16 protein-coding genes are annotated in these 25,372 nt (G+C 51.7%); 7 read left to right on the top strand and 9 right to left on the bottom strand.

What is annotated here, in order from left to right; genetic code table 11:
• Nucleotides 1-173: 173 nt before the first annotated feature.
• Nucleotides 174-860, top strand: a complete 687-nt coding sequence (locus ACKWCC_RS14700) for a GNAT family N-acetyltransferase (protein ID WP_413996709.1) — start codon at nucleotides 174-176, stop codon at nucleotides 858-860.
• A 166-nt stretch (nucleotides 861-1,026) separates the two neighbouring features.
• Nucleotides 1,027-2,178, top strand: a complete 1,152-nt coding sequence (locus ACKWCC_RS14705; RefSeq protein ID WP_413996710.1) for a serine hydrolase domain-containing protein — start codon at nucleotides 1,027-1,029, stop codon at nucleotides 2,176-2,178.
• Here the strand turns inward: ACKWCC_RS14705 and ACKWCC_RS14710 are convergent.
• The 5 genes from ACKWCC_RS14710 to ACKWCC_RS14730 form a co-directional block, all read right to left on the bottom strand.
• Nucleotides 2,168-3,319, bottom strand: a complete 1,152-nt coding sequence (locus tag ACKWCC_RS14710) for a methionine aminotransferase (RefSeq protein ID WP_413996711.1) — start codon at nucleotides 3,317-3,319, stop codon at nucleotides 2,168-2,170. The genes ACKWCC_RS14705 and ACKWCC_RS14710 overlap by 11 nt on opposite strands.
• Complete coding sequence (locus tag ACKWCC_RS14715; RefSeq protein WP_413996712.1) at nucleotides 3,306-3,782, bottom strand: very short patch repair endonuclease; 477 nt, start codon at nucleotides 3,780-3,782, stop codon at nucleotides 3,306-3,308. Before ACKWCC_RS14715 ends, ACKWCC_RS14710 begins: the two co-directional genes overlap by 14 nt.
• Nucleotides 3,783-3,850: 68 nt before the next feature.
• The gene (locus ACKWCC_RS14720) at nucleotides 3,851-4,597 is read right to left on the bottom strand and encodes a succinate dehydrogenase/fumarate reductase iron-sulfur subunit (RefSeq protein WP_413996713.1); all 747 of its coding nucleotides are present in this window, start codon (nucleotides 4,595-4,597) and stop codon (nucleotides 3,851-3,853) included.
• A 50-nt stretch (nucleotides 4,598-4,647) separates the two neighbouring features.
• Nucleotides 4,648-6,651 carry a fumarate reductase/succinate dehydrogenase flavoprotein subunit gene (locus ACKWCC_RS14725; protein WP_413996714.1) on the bottom strand — a complete coding sequence of 668 codons (2,004 nt, stop codon included), beginning with the start codon at nucleotides 6,649-6,651 and terminating at the stop codon, nucleotides 4,648-4,650.
• A 2-nt stretch (nucleotides 6,652-6,653) separates the two neighbouring features.
• Nucleotides 6,654-7,322: a succinate dehydrogenase cytochrome b subunit gene (locus ACKWCC_RS14730; RefSeq protein ID WP_413996715.1), complete on the bottom strand. Its 669-nt coding sequence runs from the start codon at nucleotides 7,320-7,322 to the stop codon at nucleotides 6,654-6,656.
• A gap of 361 nt (nucleotides 7,323-7,683) precedes the next feature.
• On the opposite strand from ACKWCC_RS14730, the gene ACKWCC_RS14735 reads away from it, so the two are divergent.
• Both ACKWCC_RS14735 and ACKWCC_RS14740 read left to right on the top strand, forming a co-directional pair.
• A complete protein-coding gene (locus tag ACKWCC_RS14735; protein ID WP_413996716.1) occupies nucleotides 7,684-8,574 on the top strand; it encodes a RimK family alpha-L-glutamate ligase in 891 nt (296 codons plus the stop codon).
• A complete protein-coding gene (locus ACKWCC_RS14740; protein ID WP_413996717.1) occupies nucleotides 8,552-9,517 on the top strand; it encodes a succinylglutamate desuccinylase/aspartoacylase family protein in 966 nt (321 codons plus the stop codon). Before ACKWCC_RS14735 ends, ACKWCC_RS14740 begins: the two co-directional genes overlap by 23 nt.
• A gap of 518 nt (nucleotides 9,518-10,035) precedes the next feature.
• On the opposite strand, the gene ACKWCC_RS14745 is transcribed toward ACKWCC_RS14740, so the two are convergent.
• The 4 genes from ACKWCC_RS14745 to ACKWCC_RS14760 all read right to left on the bottom strand — a co-directional run bounded on the left by ACKWCC_RS14745 (nucleotide 10,036) and on the right by ACKWCC_RS14760 (nucleotide 13,142).
• Nucleotides 10,036-10,467, bottom strand: coding sequence for a hypothetical protein (locus ACKWCC_RS14745; RefSeq protein WP_413996718.1), 432 nt, complete (start codon nucleotides 10,465-10,467; stop codon nucleotides 10,036-10,038).
• A gap of 103 nt (nucleotides 10,468-10,570) precedes the next feature.
• On the bottom strand, nucleotides 10,571-10,963 hold the full coding sequence (locus ACKWCC_RS14750; RefSeq protein ID WP_413996719.1) for a DUF2721 domain-containing protein: 393 nt from the start codon (nucleotides 10,961-10,963) through the stop codon (nucleotides 10,571-10,573).
• 6 nt (nucleotides 10,964-10,969) lie between these two features.
• Nucleotides 10,970-12,175 (bottom strand): WD40/YVTN/BNR-like repeat-containing protein, encoded by a 1,206-nt coding sequence (locus ACKWCC_RS14755; RefSeq protein WP_413996720.1) that lies wholly within the window; start codon nucleotides 12,173-12,175, stop codon nucleotides 10,970-10,972.
• On the bottom strand, nucleotides 12,168-13,142 hold the full coding sequence (locus tag ACKWCC_RS14760; protein WP_413996721.1) for a ThuA domain-containing protein: 975 nt from the start codon (nucleotides 13,140-13,142) through the stop codon (nucleotides 12,168-12,170). Before ACKWCC_RS14760 ends, ACKWCC_RS14755 begins: the two co-directional genes overlap by 8 nt.
• 444 nt (nucleotides 13,143-13,586) lie before the next feature.
• Between ACKWCC_RS14760 and ACKWCC_RS14765 the strand changes: the two genes are divergently transcribed.
• The 3 genes from ACKWCC_RS14765 (at nucleotide 13,587) to ACKWCC_RS14775 (ending at nucleotide 25,366) form a co-directional block, all read left to right on the top strand.
• On the top strand, nucleotides 13,587-14,141 hold the full coding sequence (locus ACKWCC_RS14765) for a hypothetical protein (RefSeq protein ID WP_413996722.1): 555 nt from the start codon (nucleotides 13,587-13,589) through the stop codon (nucleotides 14,139-14,141).
• 922 nt (nucleotides 14,142-15,063) lie between these two features.
• Entirely contained in the window at nucleotides 15,064-24,396 is a 9,333-nt protein-coding gene (locus ACKWCC_RS14770) for a T9SS type B sorting domain-containing protein (protein WP_413996723.1), read from the top strand.
• A 31-nt stretch (nucleotides 24,397-24,427) separates the two neighbouring features.
• On the top strand, nucleotides 24,428-25,366 hold the full coding sequence (locus ACKWCC_RS14775) for a PorP/SprF family type IX secretion system membrane protein (RefSeq protein WP_413996724.1): 939 nt from the start codon (nucleotides 24,428-24,430) through the stop codon (nucleotides 25,364-25,366).
• Nucleotides 25,367-25,372 lie beyond the last annotated feature (6 nt).

Below are 25,372 nucleotides of genomic sequence, written 5' to 3' on the forward strand. Positions count from 1 at the left end.
AGATTCGATCTGTTTACGCAATAATGGATTCCACGCACTATGGGGCATAGGGTATAGGTTTGGGATTTGGGTACGCCAAAGAAAGCAAACCTCGCGTATCTTGGGCCAAATGATCGTTGTAAGCGGATTTTTTTCGGTAAGACCTTCCAAACCCGGGGTGCCCCCAAGTAAAAATGATTTTTACAGATGGCCATGACCCCTGCCCCGCAGATAGTGCACCGCCCGCTACCCAACTGTTTTATGCCAAAAGCAAGAAAACAGCTAAAATTGCCTTGGAAAACCAATGGCTTTGCCCAAAAGAACCTTATTTTAGGGCAATGAACCTTGCGTTTAAAAAATGGGGTCCAAAAGATATTGAAGCCTTGCTCGCCATTGGCCGTAAGACCTTCAAGGACGCTTTTGAGCTGCAGAACAAGGCCGAAGATTTCAAGACCTATATGGATGTCGCCTTCAGTAGGGAGCAGCTCTTGCGCCAACTAAAGGAAAAGGACAGTGCCTTTTATCTGGCCCTCCGGGGAAAGACCCCTTGTGGCTACCTAAAGGTAAACCAGAACGAGGCCCAAACAGACCTGAAGTGGCGGCACGGTATGGAGCTGGAACGCATCTATGTGCTCCAAGAGCACCAAAATATGGGATACGGCCACCAAATGGTGCGCAAGGCCTTGGACCTGGCCATGGCGGCGAACAAGTCCTGCTTGTGGCTGGGGGTCTGGGAAAAGAATCTCCGCGCCATTGCATTCTATGAAAAACTGGGCTTTACAAAATTTGGTTCCCATCCCTACCATATCGGCTCGGACAAACAAACGGATTGGCTCATGAAGTACAATGTGGTATGCGGCCCAAGGGAAACAGAGCGGTAACCCTGGTGGATGGAAACGGCCTTTGACCGAAGTGGAAAGGATCAAAAAGCCCGTGTTTTGCCCGTAGTTCTGGCGCTATGCCTTCAAATTCCATGATGGCGTGGGGCCAAAGCATATTTTTTGCCCCATCTGGGGCTCAATTCTTGTAACCAAAACAAAGACGACCATGAAACACCTTCTATTCCTTACCGCGTTCACCACACTGGCCTTGGCCCTCAACGCCCAGGAAATCCATTTTCCCCCAAAGAACGGCCCTTGGGCCAAAATGGATGCCGAAAAGGCAAAAATGGATCCAGACGCCCTGTTGAAAGCGGTCCAGTTTGCCAAGGAAAATGAATATTCCGGCAGCCGCGACCTTCGCATTGCCATCTTAAAGGGTTTTGAGCGCGAGCCGTACCATGAAATCTTGGGGCCCACCAAGAAAAGGGGAGGCCCCGCAGGAATGATCCTCAAGAACGGCTATCTGGTGGCCTCTTGGGGAGCTACGGACCGTGTGGACATGGCCTTTAGCGTTACCAAGAGTTTTCTGAGCACCGTTGCGGGCCTGGCGGTGGACCACAAGCTCATTGCCAACACAGCGGACAGGGTGGCAAACTATGTGTGGGACGGCACCTTTGGCGGGGAACACAACGGCAAGATCACCTGGACCCAGCTGCTGCAACAGACCTCTGCCTGGTCCGGCACCCTTTGGGGCGTCAAGGACTGGGCCGATCGGCCGCCACGCGAGGGCGGGGTGGACGACTGGAAATTTGAGGCGCCCAAGGCGCCGGGAACGGTCATGGAGTACAATGACGTGCGCGTAAACGTGTTGGCCTACGCCCTTACCCATGTGTGGCGAAAACCCTTGCCCATGGTGCTCAAAGAACAGATCATGGATCCCATTGGGGCCTCTACCACCTGGCGTTGGCACGGATATGGGGACGCTTGGACCGAAATTGATGGCCTACGGATGAAATCCGTGACCGGGGGCGGCCACTCGGGCGGTGGCATTTTTATGACTGCCCAGGATATGGCGCGTTTTGGCCTGCTCTTTTTGAACAATGGTGGCTGGGAAGACAAACAGCCCATCAGTGAAGCATGGATCAAAGAGGCCCTTGCCCCCTCCAAAGCCAATCCCAACTACGGGTATATGTGGTGGTTGAACGAGCAGGGAAACCGGTACTGGGAAAACTTGCCCGAACACTTGTTCTACGCGGCCGGGTTTGGCGGTAACTTCATTGTGGTGGACCAAGAAAGGGGCCTTGTGGTGGTGACCCGATGGCTGGAGCCCAACAAAATGGGCGATTTCATGCGTTTGTTGTACGCGGCTATGCGGTAATGGCATTTATGATGTCGGCGGCACGGTCCAGCGTCTCCGTGGTCTTGGCAAAGCAAAAGCGCAGCTTGCCGTGCTCCCTGCCGTTATGGTTGAAGACCGAGAGGGGAATGGTGGCCAAGCGGTGTTCCTTGATCAACCGCACGGCAAAATCCAGGTCAGGCTCGCCGGTCAGGGCACGGTAATCCATCACCTGGAAATACGTCCCTTGTGAGGGCACGGCGGTAAACCGGGAGGGCGCCACGGCTTCCAGGAAATAATCGCGCTTTTCCTGATAAAAACGGTTCAGCTCCAAATAGGCCTTCGGCGACCCCAAGTAGTTGGCCACGGCCCATTGCATGGGGTGGTTCACACAGAACACGTTAAACTGGTGCACCTTGTTAAAAATGTCCATCAGTTCCTTGGGCCCCGCCATATAGCCCAATTTCCAGCCCGTGACATGAAAGGTCTTGCCAAAGGAGGCGCAGATGAGACTGCGCTGTGCCAGATCCGGGAAGCGGCAAGCACTTTCGTGGTCTGCACCGTCAAAGACCATGTGCTCATAGACCTCATCGCTCAGCAGCAAAACGTCGGTACCCTTTAAAAGCGTTTGCAATTGTTCCATGTCCGAGCGGTTCAACACCCTCCCGGAGGGATTGTGGGGCGAGTTGATGATCACCATGCGGGTCTTGGCCGTGAGGCTTTCCGCCAACCGCTTCCAGGGCACGCCAAAATCTTGGGTATCCAAGGGCACGGGCACCATTTTGCCCCCTGCCAGCGTAATGGCGGGCGCATAGCAATCGAAAGCGGGTTCCAGCACAACGACCTCTTCGCCGGGGTGCACAAAGGCCATAATGGCCGTAAAGAGGGCCTGGGTGGCCCCTGCGGTAACGGTGATCTCCGTCTCCGGGTGGTAATGGTGGGCATGACGGGCCGCAATTTTTTCTGAAATCCGTTCCCTCAAGGGCAAAATGCCCTGCATGGGGGCATACTGGTTATGCCCTTTCTTCATGGCATCTGTGACCAGGGAGAGCAGTTCCCCATTTGGCGCAAAGTTGGGAAAGCCTTGGGAGAGGTCCACAGCGTTGTACTGCCGGGCCAGGGCGCCCATCTTGGTGAAAATGGTGGTGCCCACCTCTGGCAATTTCGGTTCAATGCTCTTCATGCTCCTTTAAATGCTCAATGACCTGTTTTAGGCATAGGGCCAAGTTTTTGTTCACTTCCCGTTCCCAAAACCGGAACACCGTATATCCCAGTTCCTCCAATTTGGCGTTCACTTCCCTGTCCCTTTGGATATTGCGCTCTATCTTGGGAATCCAGAACTTTCGGTTGCTCTTGATCCTTTTCTTGCGCTCCTGCCAATCATAGCCGTGCCAGAACTCCCCATCTATGAAAATGGCCGTGCGGTACTTTTTTAGGACGATGTCTGGCTTGCCTATCAATTTTTTATAGTCAATGCGGTAGCGATACCCCTCTGCCCAAAGGGCCTTCCTGAAAGCAAGCTCCGGCTTGGTGTTCCTGCCCCGGATCTTGGACATGATCTTGGAACGCTGGGGCGTGGTGTAAAAACCGGATTCCTCGTTGAAGCGCGGTACCTTTATGGGTTCTTCGGAATACGTTTTGGCCATGATCCCAAGGTACAAAAAAACCCAAACTCCCTGGGGGAATTTGGGTTCTGATGCTGTGTTTGCCCCAGCTATCCCTTTACACTGGCACTGAGGTACTCGCGGTTCATGCGGGCAATGTTCTCCAGTGAGATGCCCTTGGGGCACTCCACTTCGCAGGCACCGGTATTGGTGCAGTTCCCAAAGCCTTCAATATCCATTTGCCGCACCATGTTCAAGACCCTGTCCGTGGCCTCTACCTGCCCTTGCGGGAGCAGTGCAAACTGCGATACCTTGGCAGAGGTAAAGAGCATGGCACTGGCGTTTTTACAGGCGGCCACACAGGCCCCGCACCCAATACAGGTAGCGGCATTGAAAGAGGCGTCCGCGGCCTCTTTTTCAATGGGAATGGCGTTGGCGTCCACCGGGCGGCCAGAGGTGTTCACGGAAATGTAGCCCCCAGCCTGTTGTATGCGGTCAAAGGCGCTGCGATCTACGATCAGGTCCTTTACCACCGGGAAGGCCTTTGCCCTCCATGGCTCTATGACAATGGTGTCCCCATCGTTAAAACTGCGCATGTGCAACTGGCACACGGTAATGCGGCTGTCCGGCCCGTGGGGCCTTCCGTTGATCATTAGGGAACAGGTGCCACAAATGCCCTCACGACAATCATGATCAAACTCCACGGGCTCTTCGCCCTTGTTGATCAATTCTTCGTTCAGGACATCCAGCATTTCCAAAAAGGACATATCGCTTTCTATCCCATCCAGGGTATAACTCACCATACTTCCCTTTGTTTTGGCACTCTGCTGTCTCCAGATTTTCAAAAAAAGTTTCATAGCTCTATTTTTTTATCGTTCTGTGGTAAAACCCTTGGTCCGCGTCCTTGCTACTTGTAGCTACGGGTCTTAACCTCAATGTTTTCATAGTTCAACTCCTCCTTGTGCAGCACGGCCTTGCTGGGCTCTCCCTTGTATTCCCAGGCGGCCACATAGGTAAAATTCTCATCGTCTCGCAGCGCCTCGCCCTCTGGGGTCTGGTATTCTTCCCTAAAATGGCCTCCGCATGACTCGTTACGTTCCAGGGCATCTTTGGCGAACAGCTCCCCAAGTTCAAGGAAATCGGCCACACGGCCCGCCTTTTCCAGTTCTTGGTTCTTGGCATCGGCACTGCCGGGCACGTTCACGTTTTCCCAGAAATCGGCCCGTAGGGCGGCGATCTCCTCCATGGCGGCTTTTAAGTCCTTGGCATTTCTGGCCATACCGCATTTGTTCCACATGATCTTGCCCAATTTTTTGTGGTAGTGGTCCACGGAGTGCTTGCCCTTGGCGCCCATCAGTTTTGCAATGCGGTCCTTGACGTTCTTCTCGGCCTCCTCAAATTCCGGGGACTCGGTAGAAATGGCCCCGGTCCGTATATCCACGGAAAGGTAGTCACCAATGGTGTAGGGCAGCACAAAATAACCATCTGCAAGTCCCTGCATCAAGGCAGATGCCCCCAGGCGGTTGGCCCCGTGATCGCTAAAATTGGCCTCTCCGGCCGCATAACAACCGGGAATGGTGGTCATTAGGTTATAGTCCACCCACAATCCGCCCATGGTGTAGTGCACCGCGGGGTAGATCATCATTGGGGTCTTGTAGGGGTTTTGGTCCACAATTTTCTCGTACATCTGGAAGAGGTTGCCGTATTTGGCCTCCACCACTTCCTCGCCCAGTTGCCTTACGGTATCGTCACTGGGGTTTTTCATTCCCGAGGTCAGTGCCTTTTCGCGGCCGTAGCGCATGATGGCGGCACTGAAATCCAGGTAAACGGCCTCTCCGGTCTTATTGACGCCATAACCGGCATCGCAACGCTCTTTGGCAGCACGGGAGGCCACGTCCCTGGGCACCAAGTTCCCGAAAGCCGGGTACCTGCGCTCCAAGTAGTAATCCCTGTCCTCTTCGGCCAGTTCGGTGGGCTTCAGTTTGCCCTCGCGTATGGCTTGGGCGTCTTCCAATTTTTTGGGCACCCAAATGCGCCCGTCGTTCCGGAGGGATTCGGACATCAATGTCAACTTGGACTGATGGTCTCCCGAGACGGGGATGCAGGTGGGGTGTATCTGCGTAAAGCAGGGATTGGCAAAATAGGCTCCGCGCTTGTGGGCCTTCCATGCGGCCATGACATTGGCGCCCATGCAATAGGTGGAAAGGAAGAAGAGGTTTCCGTATCCACCGGTGGCCAACACCACGGCGTGGGCCGAATGTCTTTCAATCTCTCCCGTGACCAGGTTTCGGGCAATGATGCCGCGTGCCTTGCCATCGACCAAGACCAAATCCAACATTTCGTGGCGGGTATGACTCTTGATCTTGCCCCGCTGTATCTGCCTGTTCATGGCCGCATAGGCCCCCAAAAGCAATTGTTGCCCGGTCTGCCCTTTGGCGTAAAACGTTCGGGACACCAGTACGCCTCCAAAGGAACGGTTGTCCAACAGGCCACCGTACTCACGGGCAAAGGGAACCCCTTGCGCCACGCACTGGTCAATGATGTTGGTACTCACCTCGGCCAAACGATACACGTTGGCTTCCCGGGAACGGTAATCGCCCCCTTTTACGGTATCGTAGAACAGGCGGTACACACTATCACCGTCCCCTTGATAGTTCTTGGCGGCGTTTACACCGCCCTGGGCGGCGATGGAGTGCGCACGCCGGGGCGAATCTTGATAGCAAAAGGTCTTTACGTTGTAGCCCAGTTCTGCCAAGGTGGCGGCGGCGGAACCTCCCGCAAGGCCGGTGCCCACGACAATGACATCAATGTTCCGCTTGTTGGCGGGGTTCACCAGGTTTATCTCGTTTTTGTGTCGGGTCCATTTCTCGGCCAAGGGGCCTTTGGGGACCTTAGAATCCAATACTCCCATAATTAGTGTGTTATTGGGTTAAGGTGATGGTATATGGCGATGAAGGCAAACCCAAGGGGAATGACGATCGCAAATGCTTTGGTAAATACTTGTATGCCGGCACTGTACTTGTTGTTGAGGCCCATGGTCTGGAAAGACGAGGCAAACCCGTGCAAGAGATGCAGGCTGAGCAGGGCGAAGGAGATCACATAGAGCACCACGCGCCAGATCGGCTCAAATTTCTCCACGGTCTCGGCATAGTACCGGGTGGGGTCTTCCGGCTTGGCCTCAATGTACTTATAGGCCATTTCGTGCACCCAGAAATCGTACATGTGCAGGCCAATGAAGGCCAGTACCACAGCGCCGGATATGATCATGTTCCGGGAGACCCAAGGGGCATTGGCACCCCCATCGAACTTCACGTACTTCACGGAACGTGCCTTCCTGTTCTGGACCTCCAAAATAAAGCCCACCACAAAGTGGATGATGACACCAGCGATCAAAATGGGCTGCAGCACGTACTGCACCAAGGGATTGTAACCCATAAAGTGCGACCAGGAGTTAAAAACATCGGGGGCAATGACCGATGTGATGTTGATGGTGAAGTGCTGCGCCAAGAAGAACACCAAAAACAATCCCGACAGGGCCATGACTACCTTACGGGCTATAGAAGACTTCATCAATCCGCTCATTATTTAAAATTTTTGTGTTAACAAATTTACGGCACGCCAGGGTCTCAGACAACCTTTTGTTTCGTTTTCGCTTCTATTTAGACCCATTTTGATCGGACGCTAAAAACTTGTTTAACCATTGCCTTGGGAAAGGTTGCCAAGCGGCCAAAAACTTAAACGTTTTTACATGGCAGCCTCTTTTTACACCTGCCCACCAAGGTACTTTAAAAAAAAGTTCCGGGCCAAAGCCGCAGGTAAACCAACCTAAAAACCTATGGAGCATCCTTTAAAATGTCCCCTTGTTGCGCTTAAACAACGTGATGGCGATCGGTTCTCGGCGATAAAACCTATTTTTAGCCCACTTAAACATAACCTGGTTTTCATGGACATTGCCCTTCTTTCCGTGAGTATGAACGTCTATTCCACCAAACGTATTGCGGAAGAGGCACAACTTTCCGGCCACTATGTGGAACAGGTGGACCACACCAAATGCGCGGTACTCTTGGGCGAGGGCAAGCCCAAGATCTTTATGGACGGAGAGGACATTACCCACGCCTTTGATGCCATTGTGCCGCGGATAGGCACCAAGGTGAGCCGGCACGGGGTGGCCATTGTGAAGCAATTTGAGATGAACGGCATTTTTAGCACGGCCAAGGCAATGGCCATAGACCGTGCCCGCAACAAGGTACGGGCACTGCAGATCCTGTCCCGCAAGGGCCTTCCCATTCCCCGGACCCTGTTTTCCATAGACCCCGGCTCCCTGGACCGGCAATTGGATATTTTGGGCGGTGCCCCGCTGATCATAAAGATACAGGAGGGTACCCAAGGCATGGGCGTTATCTTGGCAGAATCCATAAAATCTGCCAAGAGCATCTTGGAGACCTTCTACAAAATGAACGCCAACATGCTGTTGCAGGAGTACATTGCGGAGAGCAACGGGCAGGACATCCGTGCCATTGTGGTGGGGCAAAAGGTAGTGGCCAGCATGCGGCGGAGCTGCCAAGTAGGCGATTTTCGCTCCAACATGCACCGCGGCGGAAGTGCGGAGGCGGTGATCCTTACCCCAAGGCAACGTTTCCTGGCCCTGAACGCCACCAAGCACTTGGGCCTGGGCGTAGCCGGCGTGGACATGATCGTCTCCAAAAAAGGACCACTGCTCCTTGAGGTGAACGCTTCCCCCGGATTGCAGGGCATAGAGACCGCCACCGGGGTGAACGTGGCCGGCGAAATCATAAAATTTTTGGAAAAAAATGTTCGACGTAAGGGAAAATAAGACCATTTTGGTAAACGGGCAGGCCGTGGCGCCGGGAAAGCACAAAAGTCTGAGCATTCCCATAGACCGGCTGCCCACGGGCACGTTGATAGACATACCCGTTTATGTCTTCAACTCCAAAAAGCCGGGCCCGGTGCTCTTGGTCCAGGCAGGCCTGCACGGCGATGAGATCAACGGTATTGAGATCGTAAGACGTATGCTGCAGCAGAAGGAGTTTTATCCCGAAGCAGGGGCCGTCATTGCGGTTCCCGTGCTCAATGTTTTTGGGTTCATCCATTTCTCCCGCGAAGTGCCGGACGGAAAGGATGTGAACCGCAGCTTTCCGGGCAACAAGCGTGGCTCCCTGGCAAGCCGCATCGCGGGCCGGTATCTGAACGAAGTGGTGCGGCAAGCGGATGTGGCCATTGACCTGCACACCGGTGGGGCACAGCGACACAATTATCCGCAGGCCCGCTATACCGAAAACGATGCGCAAAGCAAGGCCCTGGCCGCGGCCTTTAAAGCCCCACTTGCCTTTCCCTCCAAACTGATCAAGGGATCTTTTCGCAACGCGGCCCACAAACTGGGCATACCCACCGTGGTCTATGAGGCAGGGGAGAGCATGCGCTTTAACACCTTTGCCATAGCGCAAGGGGTGAGCGGCATCAAAAACGTGATGCATTACCTGAACATGACCACCGGAGCGGCCGGATCCCAAGGGAAACCGGATACCATGTACCTTTTGAAACGAAAATGGCTGAGGGCCCCTACGGCCGGCATGTTCATGCCCGTCATTGAAAATGGGCAGGCCGTAAAAAAGGGGGAGGTTTTGGGCCAGGTATCGGACACCTACGCCCTCAGGACCAAAGAAATCCGGGCACCCTTTGACGGCATTGTCATCTGCATTAACCAGACCGCGGTGGTAAATCAGGGAGATGCCATTTTTCACCTTGGAAGCCCTTAGTTGCGCTACGGCCGTTATGGGTAGTGCCCTGTGCCATGGCGAATGGGCGAAAAGGCTGGTGGGCAGCACCGGCCTTCTTGAAAGGGCCATTCCATAAAATGACCGGGCTGCGCCTACCCACTGGTTTTTCCCCTCACTGTGCTTCCCGGCCCGGGAAGTGAAAAAGATGCAGATGGACAACCCTGGTAAGCTCACGTAACAGATAAATTATTTCAGCATTTTTCTATGGGAAAATTTATCCTTTCAGCTATGGATGGATTGTGGAAAAACCACCTTGTTTGGGTACACCACCATCATTTGGAGGGGCCGCTCCGGGGCAGGGGAATTGTTTTTGAACCCAAAATATGCATTAGACTTTCGTCATGAGGGTTCAAAGCCCAAGAAAATCAAGACTTTTGCGATGGAGGCACCCGCCCGAATGTACCATTCGGTACCGGCGGGTAGCCATCGCTAAGGTGATTGAGCAAAAGTCAGTGCAACGATTGATTTTGCAGGGATTTGCAGCCGTAATAGCATTTCTAGTGCATATTCTGGGTTGAATGTTGTTCTATTCTTCCCAAAGCCCAGGCGATGGCCTCTTCAAGGTCGTTGAACTGCCTCAGGGAATCCTTGAAGAAAATCTGTTCCAAAAACTTGTTTGGCAGACTGCCCTTGGTGCTTCCCACGGTGCAGAAATAAGCGATCTGAGCCCGGTTGATGTAAAACTTGAGCCAGTCCGTTGGGGCCACGGAATAGGTGTTTACACGGTTGGAAATATAGGCGATGACACCATCTTCCCCGTACCGTTTCTTGGCCACCTCTACGGCCTTTTTTGCCATGGGCCACTGAAAGACAACACCTTCCTTTATCTCTGAAATGACCAATTGATCAAAAAAATAGAACACCCCAAACTCAAACTCCCAAACCTCACGGATGTTTTTAAAATATGGTATGTCCTTTACGTTTTTCATACTGATCTGACCCATGTTGCCCCAGCCTTTCCAAGTTATGGAATTTATGGCAAACAGAATATAAGATAACCACTACAAAAACCCCTGAACTTTATTACATAAATCAATTGGATTCCATATTGGCCAACTGTATTTCCAGGGCTTTGGTGGAAAGCTGCACCTCCCTAAGGGAAAGCAATAGGGACAGCATAAGGAACAGCAGGCTGCCGCCAAAGACCACATTGGCCCAAAAACCGACCTCCACGTAAATGAGGAACATGGTGATCGCGGAGAGCAAAAAGCTCAAGATGGCGCTGGCCTGCATGTTTTTGATGATGATCAACCTTCTACGGAGCTGAAAAATCTGCCGTTCCAAGGGCTGTGAGGAAGACTCCCTGTACTTTTCGTACAATTGCCTGATCAAAGCGGCAATGGCCAGATACCGGGCATTGTAGGCCAACATGGTCAAAGAGATGGCCGGGAACAAGAGCGCGGGAATGCTTAGGGTAAGTTCCATAAAAGGCTATTTGTTTTCTTTACGGTTAGTTTTTGGTACGATGTTCTTGGTGTTTACCAAATAAACGTTGTTGCGGTCCACCACCATCAAATGCTCCGTATCCACAGGAAAAATATCATAAGAATCGCCCTCAAAAAAAATCGAGGGCCTTTGTTTTGAAAGCAAAGGGTGCAAACCCCCGCCACCGTTTCCGTCCGTGGCAAAGGCAAAAACAGGTCGTTCATCGTAGTCATCGGCGGCGGTTGTAAGCGCCAACATGCCATTGGGAAGATACTCCAGGTCTGAAAAGTTCCAATGGCCCGTGCCCTTCAACTCGGGTGGCCTTTGCCAGTTGGCCCCTCCATCATCCGTAAAATGGAGCTGGCCGCCCATTCCTCCCAAAAAACCCGTTTTTCCATCCTTGAAGGCAATGGAGTTGAGCGGTGGCCCGGGGCTTGCTGTTGTAAACACCGTTTCCCAAGTGCTGCCGCCATCCACGCTCTTATGGGCAAGGCCCTGTTGGGTGACAATGAACGCCGTATGGGGATGGGGCAAACTGATATCCGATATCGCGGTGGAATCTTTTTCCAATCCCTTGGTGGCCATGACATCCCAGTGCACGCCACCGTCCACGGTCTTTAGCAACAACGGCCGCTGCGGTGCCCCATAGGTGCTATGGACGCCGGCCGCAAAACCTATGTCGCCGTTAAACCTTATCTTGTAAAGGGTAAGCTCCCCTTCCCCCAAGCCTTCCAGGGTCTTCAGTGGCAGGGCCTTCCAATTTTTTAGCTCGGCATCACTCTTTAGGATAAAAGGGGTCTCCCCTACGGCAAAGGCACCCTCCTTGCCAAGGGCCACGCTGTGCAACATATTGGCATAGCGGGACAGCCGGAGCTCTTCCCAATTTAGGCCACCATCTGCGGTGGTCCCAATGCGCAGGCCCGCGCCCCCAACAAGCACCCCTTTTTGGGGATTTACGAACGCGGCCGCGTTGTAGAGGTGGAAGCCGGTGTGTTCAATGTGGTGCACCAACTGGGCCTTGTTGCCCAGTGCGGTATTGTCAAAGCTCTGGGGTGAAAAGGATATGGTGCTTTTTTCCATTTCCGAAAACCGAGCCACTTCCTCCACGGGCAAAAAGCCTTTTGTCATTTGGGGTGTGCCCGCGCAGCCTAAGGTTAGGGTGGCGAAAAGAATGGGGCCAAAAAAATGTAAAACCACCTTTTTTTTACTCATAGGTTAAGCTGCTGGTTTGGTTGGCGGTGGGAAAATTGCTTGGCACGGCCTGTGTAACCCTGCCCGTTGCCGCCCACTCGGTGCCCCGGAGCATGGTGGTCATAAAGCCCACGCAGGCCACGGAATAATCGGCATGGCCCATGATATTGTGAAAAATGCGGCCCTTGCCATAACGCAGCACCATCAGGGCGGGTTCATGGCGTCCGGTGCCCTTGTTCCTGGGGTCGTCATAGGCTGTGGCCAGCACTTCCATGTCCGTCGCCGGGCCCCTGAGCTTATTGTAGAGTTCGTCCTTGGTGTGCATCCAACGTTGGGGCAGGTCCTTGGTAATGGGATGTTCCGTATTTCGCAACATGACCTGGTAGGCGGTCTGCGGCCCATGGCCGCCGCCTGGACCCGCCGTGGTATCGCGCACCATTTCACCGGCATCATTATAATAGACATAGGGCCCGTCCTTTTCGCTACGGTCGCCCCAACCGCCAAGGCCTATCATTTTATTGTAGGCCTCCCATTTTGGAAAGGAATTGTTGGCGGCGTGAAACACCACCAGGCCCCCGCCATTTTCCATATAGGCCTCAAAGGCCTTTTGGGTTTGCACGGGCCAGGGGGCCGCGTTCCATCCAAAATTGGAGATCACCACATCATACGACTTGAAGTCGGGATGAAAATCAGGGTCGGCCCGGGGATCTTCCAAGGCAATGGTGGTCTGCATGTCTTCCAGGGGATATTGGGCTATGTACTCCGCCCCTTTCCAAGTATAGCCGGAGCGTGCCACATCCACGGCGAAAAGCCCCGTGCCCTCTAGGTGCTCTTTGAGCATGGCGGTGACCTTGGGCCATTGCACATGGTTGTTCTGGCCATCCACGATAAGTACGCGCAACTTTTCGCTGGTTGGTTGGGACAGGGCCGGCGCAGCTGTGATGAGCAACACTAAGGCAAATACTGTAAAGCTGTTCTTGGAAATCATTTGTTTGTTCTTTACCATCTATGTGGAAAGTTACACAATCCCGTTTTCAGGTACAAGCCCATGGCCAAATATGTCCTTGTCCTTCCCTGACCGGCCTTCTGCCGGGAAATGAGATGCTCCCTCAAAGACTTGTATGGAACAAGGAAAGGCACCAAGGCCGTTGCGGTAAATGGCAAGGCTCACATACCCGTTTTCCGGCCACCCATTCCATTGACCAGAGGTGGCCAATTCCCCAATGAACCCAAAAAAACTCTTGAACAACTTTGATGGCCTTAAAAACGGGGCATCCGCTAAGTGCCTAGGGTACGTGCCTGATCGACAAACAACACCATTGTCCCATTTCACAACAACAATGTCCTTTCCTCCCAACAAACTTTGGGTCTTTACGAGCTTCTAGCATTACATTGGTCGAAGTTTTGTGCATTTGAACGAAAATAAATGCATTTGAACGAAGAGCAAACACTAACCAAATGTTCTCCACAAATGAAGAATTTATCTGAATTCTTTTTCAGTTTTGTTGTATTTGAACGATTTACTCCCGTATGGGCACCATCGGTGCAAGCTTATGGCAATCCCCGTTGGAACGTCTTTCTTTTAAAAAGGAACAGTTGCTTTTCCAAAGCTGACGGTGATGCCTTTTTGACAAAACGCTTCGGATGGTTCAAAACCCTATTCTTATGGGTACAGGCCATATCCCTTATTAATGTAGGAACCAAAGTCCGTGCAGGCCTCGCAGATGCAGCTTGGATAAATTTGGGGAGAGTACACCATGGGTCCCCTAGCACCACTGCGGCCAACGGAAATGGTATTGATGGCGGTGATGCCGGTGCAGCAAAAGCGGGCATCCAATTCCTTAATGAACCAAAGAATCTGGCAGACAGCATTGATTTCCCAAGACTTGAACCATTTGTTGGGCACTTGTGGTACGTGCCTGATCGACAAACATCATCTTTCTCCAATTTCGCAACAACTTTGTCTTTTCGACCCAACAAACTTTGAATTGCTTCGATTGCTGCCTTTACATTCGTCGAAGTTTAGTGCATTTGAACGAATAGATGTGCATTTGAACCTGACATAAACACGAACCAAATTTCCCCCGAATATGAAGAATTTATCTGGATTCTTTAGGAACGTTTGCTACTCCTCCTTTTCAAGAGATGTTTTTCTTACCAGTAGCCAACCTGATGTTAGCAACAACTCAAAACCTTGGAGCCGCAAGCAAAGTTCTCATAAGATGTCAGGAAATTCATTAAAAGCTGATGTTTCCTCCATGGGAACGGCAACAACCTTTTTACAATCTACCAGGAAAACTGAAAACGGAGTTGCCGATCGCAAGAACCTAAAGGACAACTTTAAAAATATAAAAGATTTGAGCTTAACCAATAGTAACTCCTACAAACCTGGACAAGAAAAAAGACCTTACATTCTACGGTTGTCTCTAGGGGATTTAACTAAAGTTACATCGCTCATAAAAACAAGCTCATATACTATCCTTTGTGATAAAAAACTATCTATTATGACAAATATTTCAACAGATTTCCGGCATGTACTTGCGATTATATGCCTTGGTCTTTTGACCTTTTTATCTTCTTCTTGGTCGCTACAGGCGCAAGTAGAGGTGCAATCTTCCCACAACAGTAGTGGTTACACTACGGAGGGAGAGTATGTAGTTTGTCACAGGGTCCGTGTTGTAAATAATGGGACAACCGACTTATGTAGTCCACAAATTATAAACAATTTAATTGGATCTAGCCCTAGGTATCCATCCATATTAAGGATAGAGGCCATAAGTTTGAGTGGATCTGGTTTCAACAATTCGGATTTAGGTGTTTTTGGCACTGCTAGCCCAAACGGTGCCGCCATAGATCCCACAACGACTAAATGTATAGCTCCTAACCAAGCGATCACATTAAATTTTAGAGTGTACTTAGATCCTACCGTTCCCGGCATAGGCGACGGTAACACCTTTACCCATGCCACATCGGTTTCAGGAATAGACGATAATGGTGCAGGTACCACGCTCAACGATTCGGACAACTATACCACACAAACCTTAACACGTTCCAATGTGATCTTGGGCTCCGCAATGCAGGCCTACCAAGCCGGGGTAGCCGTAAACAATAATGCCACCTTGGATGTAAATCTAGATGGCACCTACGATTTCACCTATAGGGTAACCATTGGTAACTATCAAAATAACAGCGGAACCGGAATTAACGCCACAGGTATCCAATTTACGGACAACTTCAATCACTTGTTCAACTTTCTACCAATCAATTCAATTTCGGTTACACCCTCGGCAGGAGGAAACCTTACCCATAATCCAAACTTTAACGGAGGGGCTACCACCATAGGAGGTGCTAGCGTAGCTCCAGATATTGATTTGGTCACAAATGGCACTTTGGCCCCTGATCAAACCGATTACGTGGAAATTGTTCTTAACGTAGGTCCTATAAACGAAAGTCAGATCAATGTAAATAGATTTACAACTGGTACAGTATCTGCCAACCAAGATGTTTTGGGCAATAGGGTTACCGAGGGATCGGTTCATGGTTTGGATCCAGAACAAGGAAACTCACGAGGACCGGCAGATGCTTGTGGAGGCGGTGTCGGTGTCCGTTTTGGATATGCAGGTGCTTTAAATGCCACAAAAACCTTGACGAACACGGTTCAGGCGGCCAGTGGTATCGCTGGAAACTATGATTTGTCTTACCGTATTTTGGTAGAGGCAGATGCGGCAAACGACATTGACTTGAAACGCTTGTCTGCCATTGATGATTTGGCCGGTAATTTTGGCCCCAACTTCATAGGGGTGGTAAGCGGCCCCAACGTAACCAATATTGATGCCGATTCAGCTCCAAATGCCAATACAAATTATGATGGTGGTACGGGCAACGGAACCGGAAGTGGCATTGACCTATTGGCCGGTTCCCAAGCAGATATTTTAAGTCCTGGCCAAAGTTTTGTAATTACCTACACTGTAGAAGTTTCTTTGATCGGTGCTCCAAATCCTTTGGTCAATCAAGTACTGGTCAGCGCGGCAAACACAAGTGATGAACAGGTAAACGACGTAAATGACTCAGAAGATTTCAATTTTGACGATCCTGATGGTGACGGTCTGCTTGCCTCGGATGATTTGGATGATGATAATGATGGTATTTTGGATGTGGATGAATGCAATACCATTTTTCCTCCAGTGACCGTAGATTTGACCTCGTCCAATTCAAACTACGACGCAAACGGTGCCGGAACCGATGGTGTAGGTGCTTTCAACACCTATCAAAATGCTACGAGCTTTCAGGGCCAACCCGTAGATGTAAGACTTACGGTGCTCAGAAATTCAGACCCCTCCAGGTTGAGGCCCATTATTTCTGGTATCAATTCCGGTGGTTTCTATTTCCCCATTTCATTGCAAGGATCGACCAGCGATGCTTGGGTTGAAATGTCGATGGAATTTTTCTTGGCAGGAACCACAACCCCAATTAACGTTCCCGTAGCCTTGACATTTATTGATATTGACGATACCGGCGTAGATGAAACGGTCGAGTTTCTTGCGGATAACGTAATTGGATATACCCTGTCGCAAACACCTGCTTCTGATATTATCGTTGATACGGGAATCACTACCTCGGCCCTGGGTGATACCGGCGACTATATTCGTTTTAGGGGCGGCGACAGTGGTACGCCCAACGCCCAAAACAATTGGGTGACGGCAAATTTGGTGCAAAGTGATCGCATTGTTTTTTCCTTGAGAAAAAGAAATTCGGCTACCGGGTATTCTTTTGATGATTCCGCCTTTGCCGACCCTGCCCAAGAAACCAATGTATCAGGTAGCGATTGCGACATTGATGGAGACGGCATTCCAAACCATTTAGACACCGACAGTGATGAAGACGGTTGTGCCGATGCCATAGAAGCAGCAGGTACTTTTACAACCGCAGACCTTGCAGGAAATGGTGGCCTTAGCGGTGCGGTTGACGCCAATGGTGTTCCAGTGGCGGCAGGCGGGGGCCAAGCAAGTACGGCTGCCGTGTTAGACGATACTGTTAGTTCGGCTTGTGCTGCGACTGGTCCCTGCGGGCCCGCAATCTCCCCGGACATCGACCTTAACCAGGTACCTACTGGCAATGTGGGTTTTCAGTTCACCAGCCCCAGCGGCTCGAACGGTGCCGACGGTTTACCGGTCATTCTTGATGGCATTACCGTTAATGGTGAAGCCTATACCGAACTGGTGACCCCCGACGCCATTGCCTATTCTTTTGCCAACCCTGATACCAACAAAAATGTGGTCACCGATGGTAACATCAACATCATTGGCAGTGCAGCCGATGGTGAGCCTTCCTTTGCCCCCTTGGTTTTGGCCCAGGCACAAGACCGTGATATGAACAACATCCTAAAATTGGATGCCAATACCGTTTTGGGCGATTTTGTTGACAATTTTTACACCAACCCGATCTTTATTTCTGCTGACCGATATGCGGTAGCCACCGAAAGGGGCGGCAACAACAGCTCTTCCATGCAGGCTTTGGATGCCTCGGGCACCCCCATAGGCAACACGGTACAGAGCATCAATGGCGTCAATTACGGCCCCACCGGTATGGCCAACGGAAACGGCCAGGCCATTGAGGCCACGGTATGGCCCTTGACCGCCTTTGGTCTGGCCCCGGGCACCGAAATTTACGGTATTCGTTACACCCAAGAACAAAATGGCGATGGTGCAGACGGAAAGGTGTTCGTAATCCGAAACGCATCCGCTACCGGTACGTGTTCCATTTTACCCGAAAATGACAACTTCAGTACCTCGCCTATTAACGGACTCACAGGAGGCACTACCCCCAGTGTGTTTGATGACAACGGCAACGGCGCCGATGTCGCAAATGGCACCCCTGCCAACGATGCCAATGTCGATGATAACATTTCGATCGTGGCCGACGGCGGACTCACAGGGGTTACCATAAATAGTGACGGTACCTTGAACATACCCGCCAACACCCCGGCCGGAACCTATGACATTAGCTATGAAATTTGCTTGGCCGTTGACAATGCCGTTTGTGGTACCGCCATCGCTACCGTAAGCATAGAAGCCGATACCGATGGTGACGGTATTCCTGATAGTGCAGATTTGGACGATGACAACGATGGTATCCCGGATACCGAAGAACTCAATTGTTCAGGTTTCGTAGAAATTAATGGTGCCGATTTTGGTTTTTTACCTTCAACAAATAATAATTCGGGAACGGTTGACATAAGTGCAAATTTTGGTTATCCAACAGGTAGTATTTTGGTGACCGTTGTTAATGGTGACACCAATTCAAGTAATGGTTTTAATGTGACAAATGGGGGATTATCCGATAAAACCACCTTTACGTTTTCGGGTACTGTTCCGGTTAAGTTAAGACCACAACATGGTTCTATTATTACTGGTGCAGCAGGTATTAGAGATGGTATTTTCTCTGAGGACTCAAGCATCTATGCCTTTACTGGAAGTTTGGTTACGGGTTACACCTCAACTATTGTTGGCAATGATTATTATGCATTAAAAGGTGCCGGTGCACCAAGCAATGCCGGTAGTATTATTTGGGAATCGGTAGGTTTTGCAAAGTCTGTCTCTTTTTATTCAACTTCAATTACCGCCCAAACAAATAATATTTGGTTATCTGTTTGTGCGCCATTGGACACTGATAATGATGGAACACCCGATGCATTTGACTTGGATTCCGATAACGATGGTATTCCAGATGTCGTTGAAGCCGGTGGAACGGATAATGACGGTGACGGCATCATCGACGGATTTACCGATGCCAACAACGATGGATTGGATGATAATACGGCAACGACCCCACTGCCCAACCCCGACTCTGACGGTGATGGTATTGTTGATGTGTTGGACTTGGATTCCGATAACGATGGTATTCCAGATGTCGTTGAAGCCGGTGGAACGGATACAGATGGAGACGGTGTAATTGATGGTTTCACGGATGAAGACAATGACGGTCTTGCGGATAGCGTTGACCCTGTTGGGCCAGCCACTGCGGGAACGCCATTGGAGAACCCTGATTCAGATGGTGATGGCATTCCAAATGTGTTGGACCTTGATTCTGATAACGACGGGATCACCGATGTTACCGAAGCCGGTGGCACCGATGCCGATGGCGACGGACGTATAGACGGCTTTGCCGATGCCGATAACGATGGCTTCGCGGATAGCGTGGATACCGATGACAACAATACCCCCGCTCCTTTGGATGGTACGGGAACGGCATTGCCCACCGAAGATTTCGACGGCGATGGTGTACCTAACCATCTGGATGTGGATTCCGATAACGATGGTATCACCGATACTACCGAAGCTGGAGGCGTGGACGCTGATGGCGACGGACGTATTGACGGCTTTACCGATGCGGATGGCGATGGGTTGGACGATGCCACGGCAGCGACCCCGTTACCCATCCCGAACTCCGACGGCAATGCCAACGACGGTCCCGATTATTTGGACATCGATGCCGATGATGATGGTATTCCAGACAACATCGAGGCACAGTCCACCGTGGGCTACCTGGCCCCTAGCGGCAACGATGCCGATGGCGATGGTCTGGACGATGCCTACGACACCGATAATGGTGGCACGGCAGTAGTCCCTGTGAACACGGATGGTGCTGACGAACCGGATTATTTGGATACCGATTCGGACAACGATGGTCTTACGGATGTAGTGGAAGCCAATAGAGGCACCTTCACGGGAACGGATACCGACGGCGATGGTTTGGACGATGGTTTTGAAGGTGCAGATGTTAATGATCCAACCGATGTCAACGATGAAATCAATGACCCAACGACCTTACCAAATGCAATAGGCGGCAATGAAGTGGATTATAGACAACAACCGGATAGCGATGGTGATGGTATTCCTGATAATATCGACCTGGATGACGATAATGATGGTATTCCTGATGCCGTTGAAAACGGAGGGAATGATCCTTTAAATGATACCGATGGCGATGGTATCCCAGATTATTTAGATACAGATGCCCCAGGGTTCTTGGATGAAAACGGCGATGGTATCGATGATAATTTTGATAATGACGGCGACGGCATCATAGACCAATTGGACTTGGATTCTGATAATGATGGTATTCCAGATGTTATTGAAGCGGGTGGCCTTGATGCTGACGGAGACGGAGTCATTGACGGATTTACCGATGCCAACAACGACGGCTTGGATGATAATACGGCAACTACGCCACTACCGACCGAAGATACGGACGGTGATGGTATCCCGGATTTCCAGGACTTGGATTCTGATAACGATGGTGTCCCAGATGTTACCGAAGCTGGTGGAACAGATGTGGATGGCGATGGTGTTATCGACAACTTTACAGATGAAGATAATGATGGATTAGCGGATAGCGTTGACCCAGTTGGGCCAACAACACCAGGAACTCCAATAGAAAATCCTGATACGGATGGTGACGGTATTCCTGATGTGCTAGACCTGGATTCTGATAACGATGGTATTCCAGATGTTACCGAAGCTGGCGGAACCGATGCAAATGGTGATGGAACCATTGACAACTTTACAGACGAAGATAATGATGGATTAGCGGACAGCGTTGACCCAGTAGGGCCAACAACGCCAGGAACACCATTGGAAAATCCTGATACGGATGGTGACGGTATTCCAGATTTCCAGGACTTGGATTCTGATAACGATGGTATCCCAGATGTTACCGAAGCTGGTGGAACAGATGACGACGGAGACGGAATCATTGATGGTTTCACAGATGCCGATGGTAATGGTTTGGATGATGCTACGCAAACAACACCACTTCCAACGGAAGATACAGACGGTGATGGTACGCCAGATTATTTAGACCTGGATTCTGACAACGATGGTATCCCGGATGTTACCGAAGCCGGTGGAACGGATGCGGATGGCGATGGTGTTATAGACGGTTTCACGGATGCGAACAACGATGGTCTGGACGATGCCACGGCAGCCACTCCATTGGAGAATCCGGATTCCGACGGAGACGGTATTGTTGATGTATTGGACCTGGATTCGGACAACGACGGTATTCCCGATGTAACCGAGGCCGGTGGAATCGATGCTGACGGCGACGGAACGATCGACAACTTTACAGATACAGATAATGATGGATTAGCGGATAGTGTTGACCCGGTTGGGCCAGCCACTCCGGGCACTCCACTGGAGAATCCCGATACTGACGGCGATGGTATTCCCGATGTGCTGGACTTGGATTCCGATAACGACGGTATTACCGATGTTACCGAAGCCGGTGGCCCCGATACCGATGGCGACGGACGTATAGACGGATTTACGGATACCGACAATGATGGTCTGGCGGATAGCGTTGACCCTGTTGGGCCGGCGACTCCGGGAACCCCATTGCCAACGGATGATTTTGACGGTGATGGCAGACCCAACCATCTGGATGTGGATTCCGATAACGATGGTATCACCGATACTACCGAAGCTGGAGGCGTTGACGCTGATGGTGACGGACGTATTGACGGATTTACCGATGCGGATGGCGACGGCTTGGACGATGCCACGGCAGCGACCCCGTTACCCATCCCGAACTCGGACGGCAATGCGAACGATGGCCCGGACTACCTGGACATTGATGCCGATGATGATGGTATTCCCGACAATATCGAGGCGCAGACCACTGCGGGCTATATCGCTCCAACTGGAAACGATACGGACGGCGATGGTCTGGACGATGCCTACGACACCGATAATGGTGGCACGGCCATAACGCCCGTAAACACGGATGGCGCGGATACCCCGGATTATATCGATACGGATGCCGACAACGACGGACTTACCGATATCGTGGAGGCCGGAAGGGGAATCTTTATAGGAACCGATGCCGATGGCGATGGTCTGGATGATGGCTTCGAGGGCGCGAACACCAACGACCCAACGGATGTCAACGATGAGATCGATGATCCTACGAACCTTCCCGACACGATGGTCGGCGGAGACGTGGATTACAGGGACAACCCTGACAACGACGGCGACGGTATTCCCGATAATGTGGACTTGGACGATGACAACGACGGTATTCCCGATGTGGTCGAAAACGGAGGGAACGATCCCTTTGCCGACAGCGACAACGACGGTACACCTGATTACATCGACACCGATGCACCGAACTTTACCGACGCGAACGGCGATGGTGTCAACGACAACTTCGATACCGATGGTGATGGCATCATAGACCAGTTCGATCTGGATGCCGATAACGATGGTATCCCGGATGTTAGCGAAGCCGGTGGCGTTGATGAAGATGGCGATGGAATCATAGACGGATTCACGGATGCGAACAATGATGGCCTTGACGATGCCACGGCAGCCACGCCATTACCGAACCCTGATTCCGACGGAGACGGTGTAGTGGATGTCTTGGATCTTGATTCCGACAACGATGGTATTCCCGATGTGGTGGAAGCCGGTGGCACCGATGCCGACGGCGACGGAACGATCGACAACTTTACAGATACGGATAATGATGGATTAGCGGATAGCGTTGACCCTGTTGGGCCAACAACTCCAGGAACGCCATTGGAGAATCCTGATTCTGACGGAGATGGTATTCCAGATGTGCTGGACTTAGATTCTGATAACGACGGTATTACCGATGTTACGGAAGCAGGCGGAACAGATGCTGATGGCGACGGGCGTATCGACGATTTTGTAGATGCTGATAACGATGGCTTCGCAGATAGCGTGGATACCGATGATAATAACACACCAGCACCTTTGGATGGCACTGGAACACCATTACCAACGGATGATTTCGATGGCGATGGCAGACCCAACCATTTGGATATCGATTCCGATAACGATGGCATCACCGATGCCACCGAAGCCGGTGGTCTCGATGCCGACGGAAACGGCGAGATCGATGGCTTTACCGATGCGGACGGCGATGGCCTGGACGATGCCACGGCAGCGACCCCGTTACCCGTCCCGAACTCGGACGGCAACGCGAACGACGGTCCGGATTACCTGGACATCGATGCCGATGACGATGGAATCGTCGATAACATCGAAGGACAGTCCACCGAAGGTTATGTGCCCCCAACGGGCAACGATACCGACAACGACGGTCTTGACGATGCCTACGATACCGATAATGGCGGAACGGCGATAGTACCTGTAAATACAGATGGTACCGATTTGCCCGACTACTTGGATCTAGACACCGACAACGACGGTATCGCCGATGCCATAGAAGGATGGGATATTGACGGCGACGGCACCCCCGAAACCCTGCCCTCCGGCATCGATGCCGATGGCGACGGATTGGACGATGCCTTCGATACCGATACCGCCAACCCGGACCCGAGCAATGGTCAGGTGCCCACCGATTTCCCTGATGTTCAGGTGAGCGGTGGCGACAGGGACTGGCGACAAGGGGCCGACGCCGATGGCGACGGTGTACTGGACGATCAAGAGATCGCCGACGGTACCGATCCCAACGATTCCTGTGATTATGAGATCGCGAGCATTACCGAACCCCAAGGTGGCCTGTATTTGGCCGCGGATTGTGACGGCGATGGTGTGACCAACGGCGACGAGCTGGCGGGCCCCGACGGCGATCCGTTGACCGATGGCGACAACACCAACCCCGAGGATCCCTGTGATTTTGCAGTGGAGAGTGTTACCGTGGCCACATCTGGAGATTATTTGATCTCCGATTGTGATGGCGACGGGGTTACCAACGAGACCGAAGCGGCCGATGGTACCGATCCAGCAGATCCCTGTGATTTCTTGGAGCCGAGCGTTACCCTGGAGCGTTCCGGAGCTTATCTGGATGCGGACTGTGACGGTGACGGCATTGCCAACGGGCAAGAGATTACCGACGGTACCAACCCGGCAGACCCTTGTAGCTCACGAGGAGGCACGCCGCCCGCTGGCACCGCCTGTGACATCAGCATTGAAAATGACCTGGTGGGGCCCGGTGTGGGAGATGGTATCTTCAGGATCATCAACATAGAACAGTTCCCCAACAATACGGTGCGCATATACAACCGTTGGGGCGTGCTGGTCTTTGAGGCCGAAGGTTATGACAACCAAAACAAGGCGTTCACCGGCATATCCAACGGTAGGGCAACCATACAAAAGAATGAAGAACTACCGGTAGGGGTGTATTTCTATGTTATCGATTATGAGAACAATGGAGAGGGCAAAAGTCTGTCCGGATACCTATACGTGAACCGATAAGCCATACCCTTAAAGAATTAAAGAAGTCACCATGAAAAAAATAAGTTTAGCAATGCTGTTCACCATCGTCTCCTTTTGGGGCGCAACCGCACAGCAAGACGCCCAATATACCCAGTACATGTACAACACCATGGCCATTAATCCGGCCTACGCCGGATCGCGGGGCGTGTTCAGCATCAATGCGCTGCACCGCTCCCAATGGGTGGGACTGGACGGGGCACCGACCACGCAGACCTTCAATTTTAACACCCCGGTTTCGGAAAGGGTGGGCGTGGGCCTGAGCATCGTGAACGATGAAATTGGCAATGGCACCAACCAGGACACCTATTTTGACGCTGTGTTCTCCTATACCATCCCCACCGGGGACCAAGGAAAACTGTCGTTTGGGCTCAAGGCCGGCGGCCATTTGCTCAATATTGATTTCAATCAGCTTCAAAATTACAATCCGGCCCTCAATACCACGGGCAACGAGGACATAGACCAAAGGTTCTCACCCAATTTTGGAGCTGGAGTGTACTACCATACCAATACGTTCTATGCAGGACTCTCGGTTCCCAATTTCCTACAGACAGAACATTTTGACAATTCAGGGCAAAACGCCCAGCTCTTGGCCCGGGAACGGATGAACCTCTATTTGATCACCGGGGTGGTGCTGGACCTTAACCCGAACCTCAAGTTTAAGCCCGCTGCCCTGGTAAAGGCAGTGACAGGGGCGCCGCTGCAAGTGGACCTCTCGGCCAATTTTATGTTCAACGAAAGGTTTACCCTGGGGGCCGCATACAGATGGGACGCCGCGGTGAGCGCCCTGTTCGGGTTCCAGATCACGGACCAGTTCATGCTGGGGCTGGCCTATGACCGGGAAGTGACGGAACTGGGGGGCACACAGTTCAACGATGGCTCTTTTGAAGTGCTCCTGAGATATGAATTCCTTAACCAGAGACGCGGCATCCTAACCCCAAGATTCTTCTAACACACC

The sequence above is a fragment of the Maribacter aquimarinus genome (assembly GCF_047345505.1).
In the GTDB taxonomy this organism is placed as follows: Bacteria; Bacteroidota; Bacteroidia; order Flavobacteriales; family Flavobacteriaceae; genus Maribacter.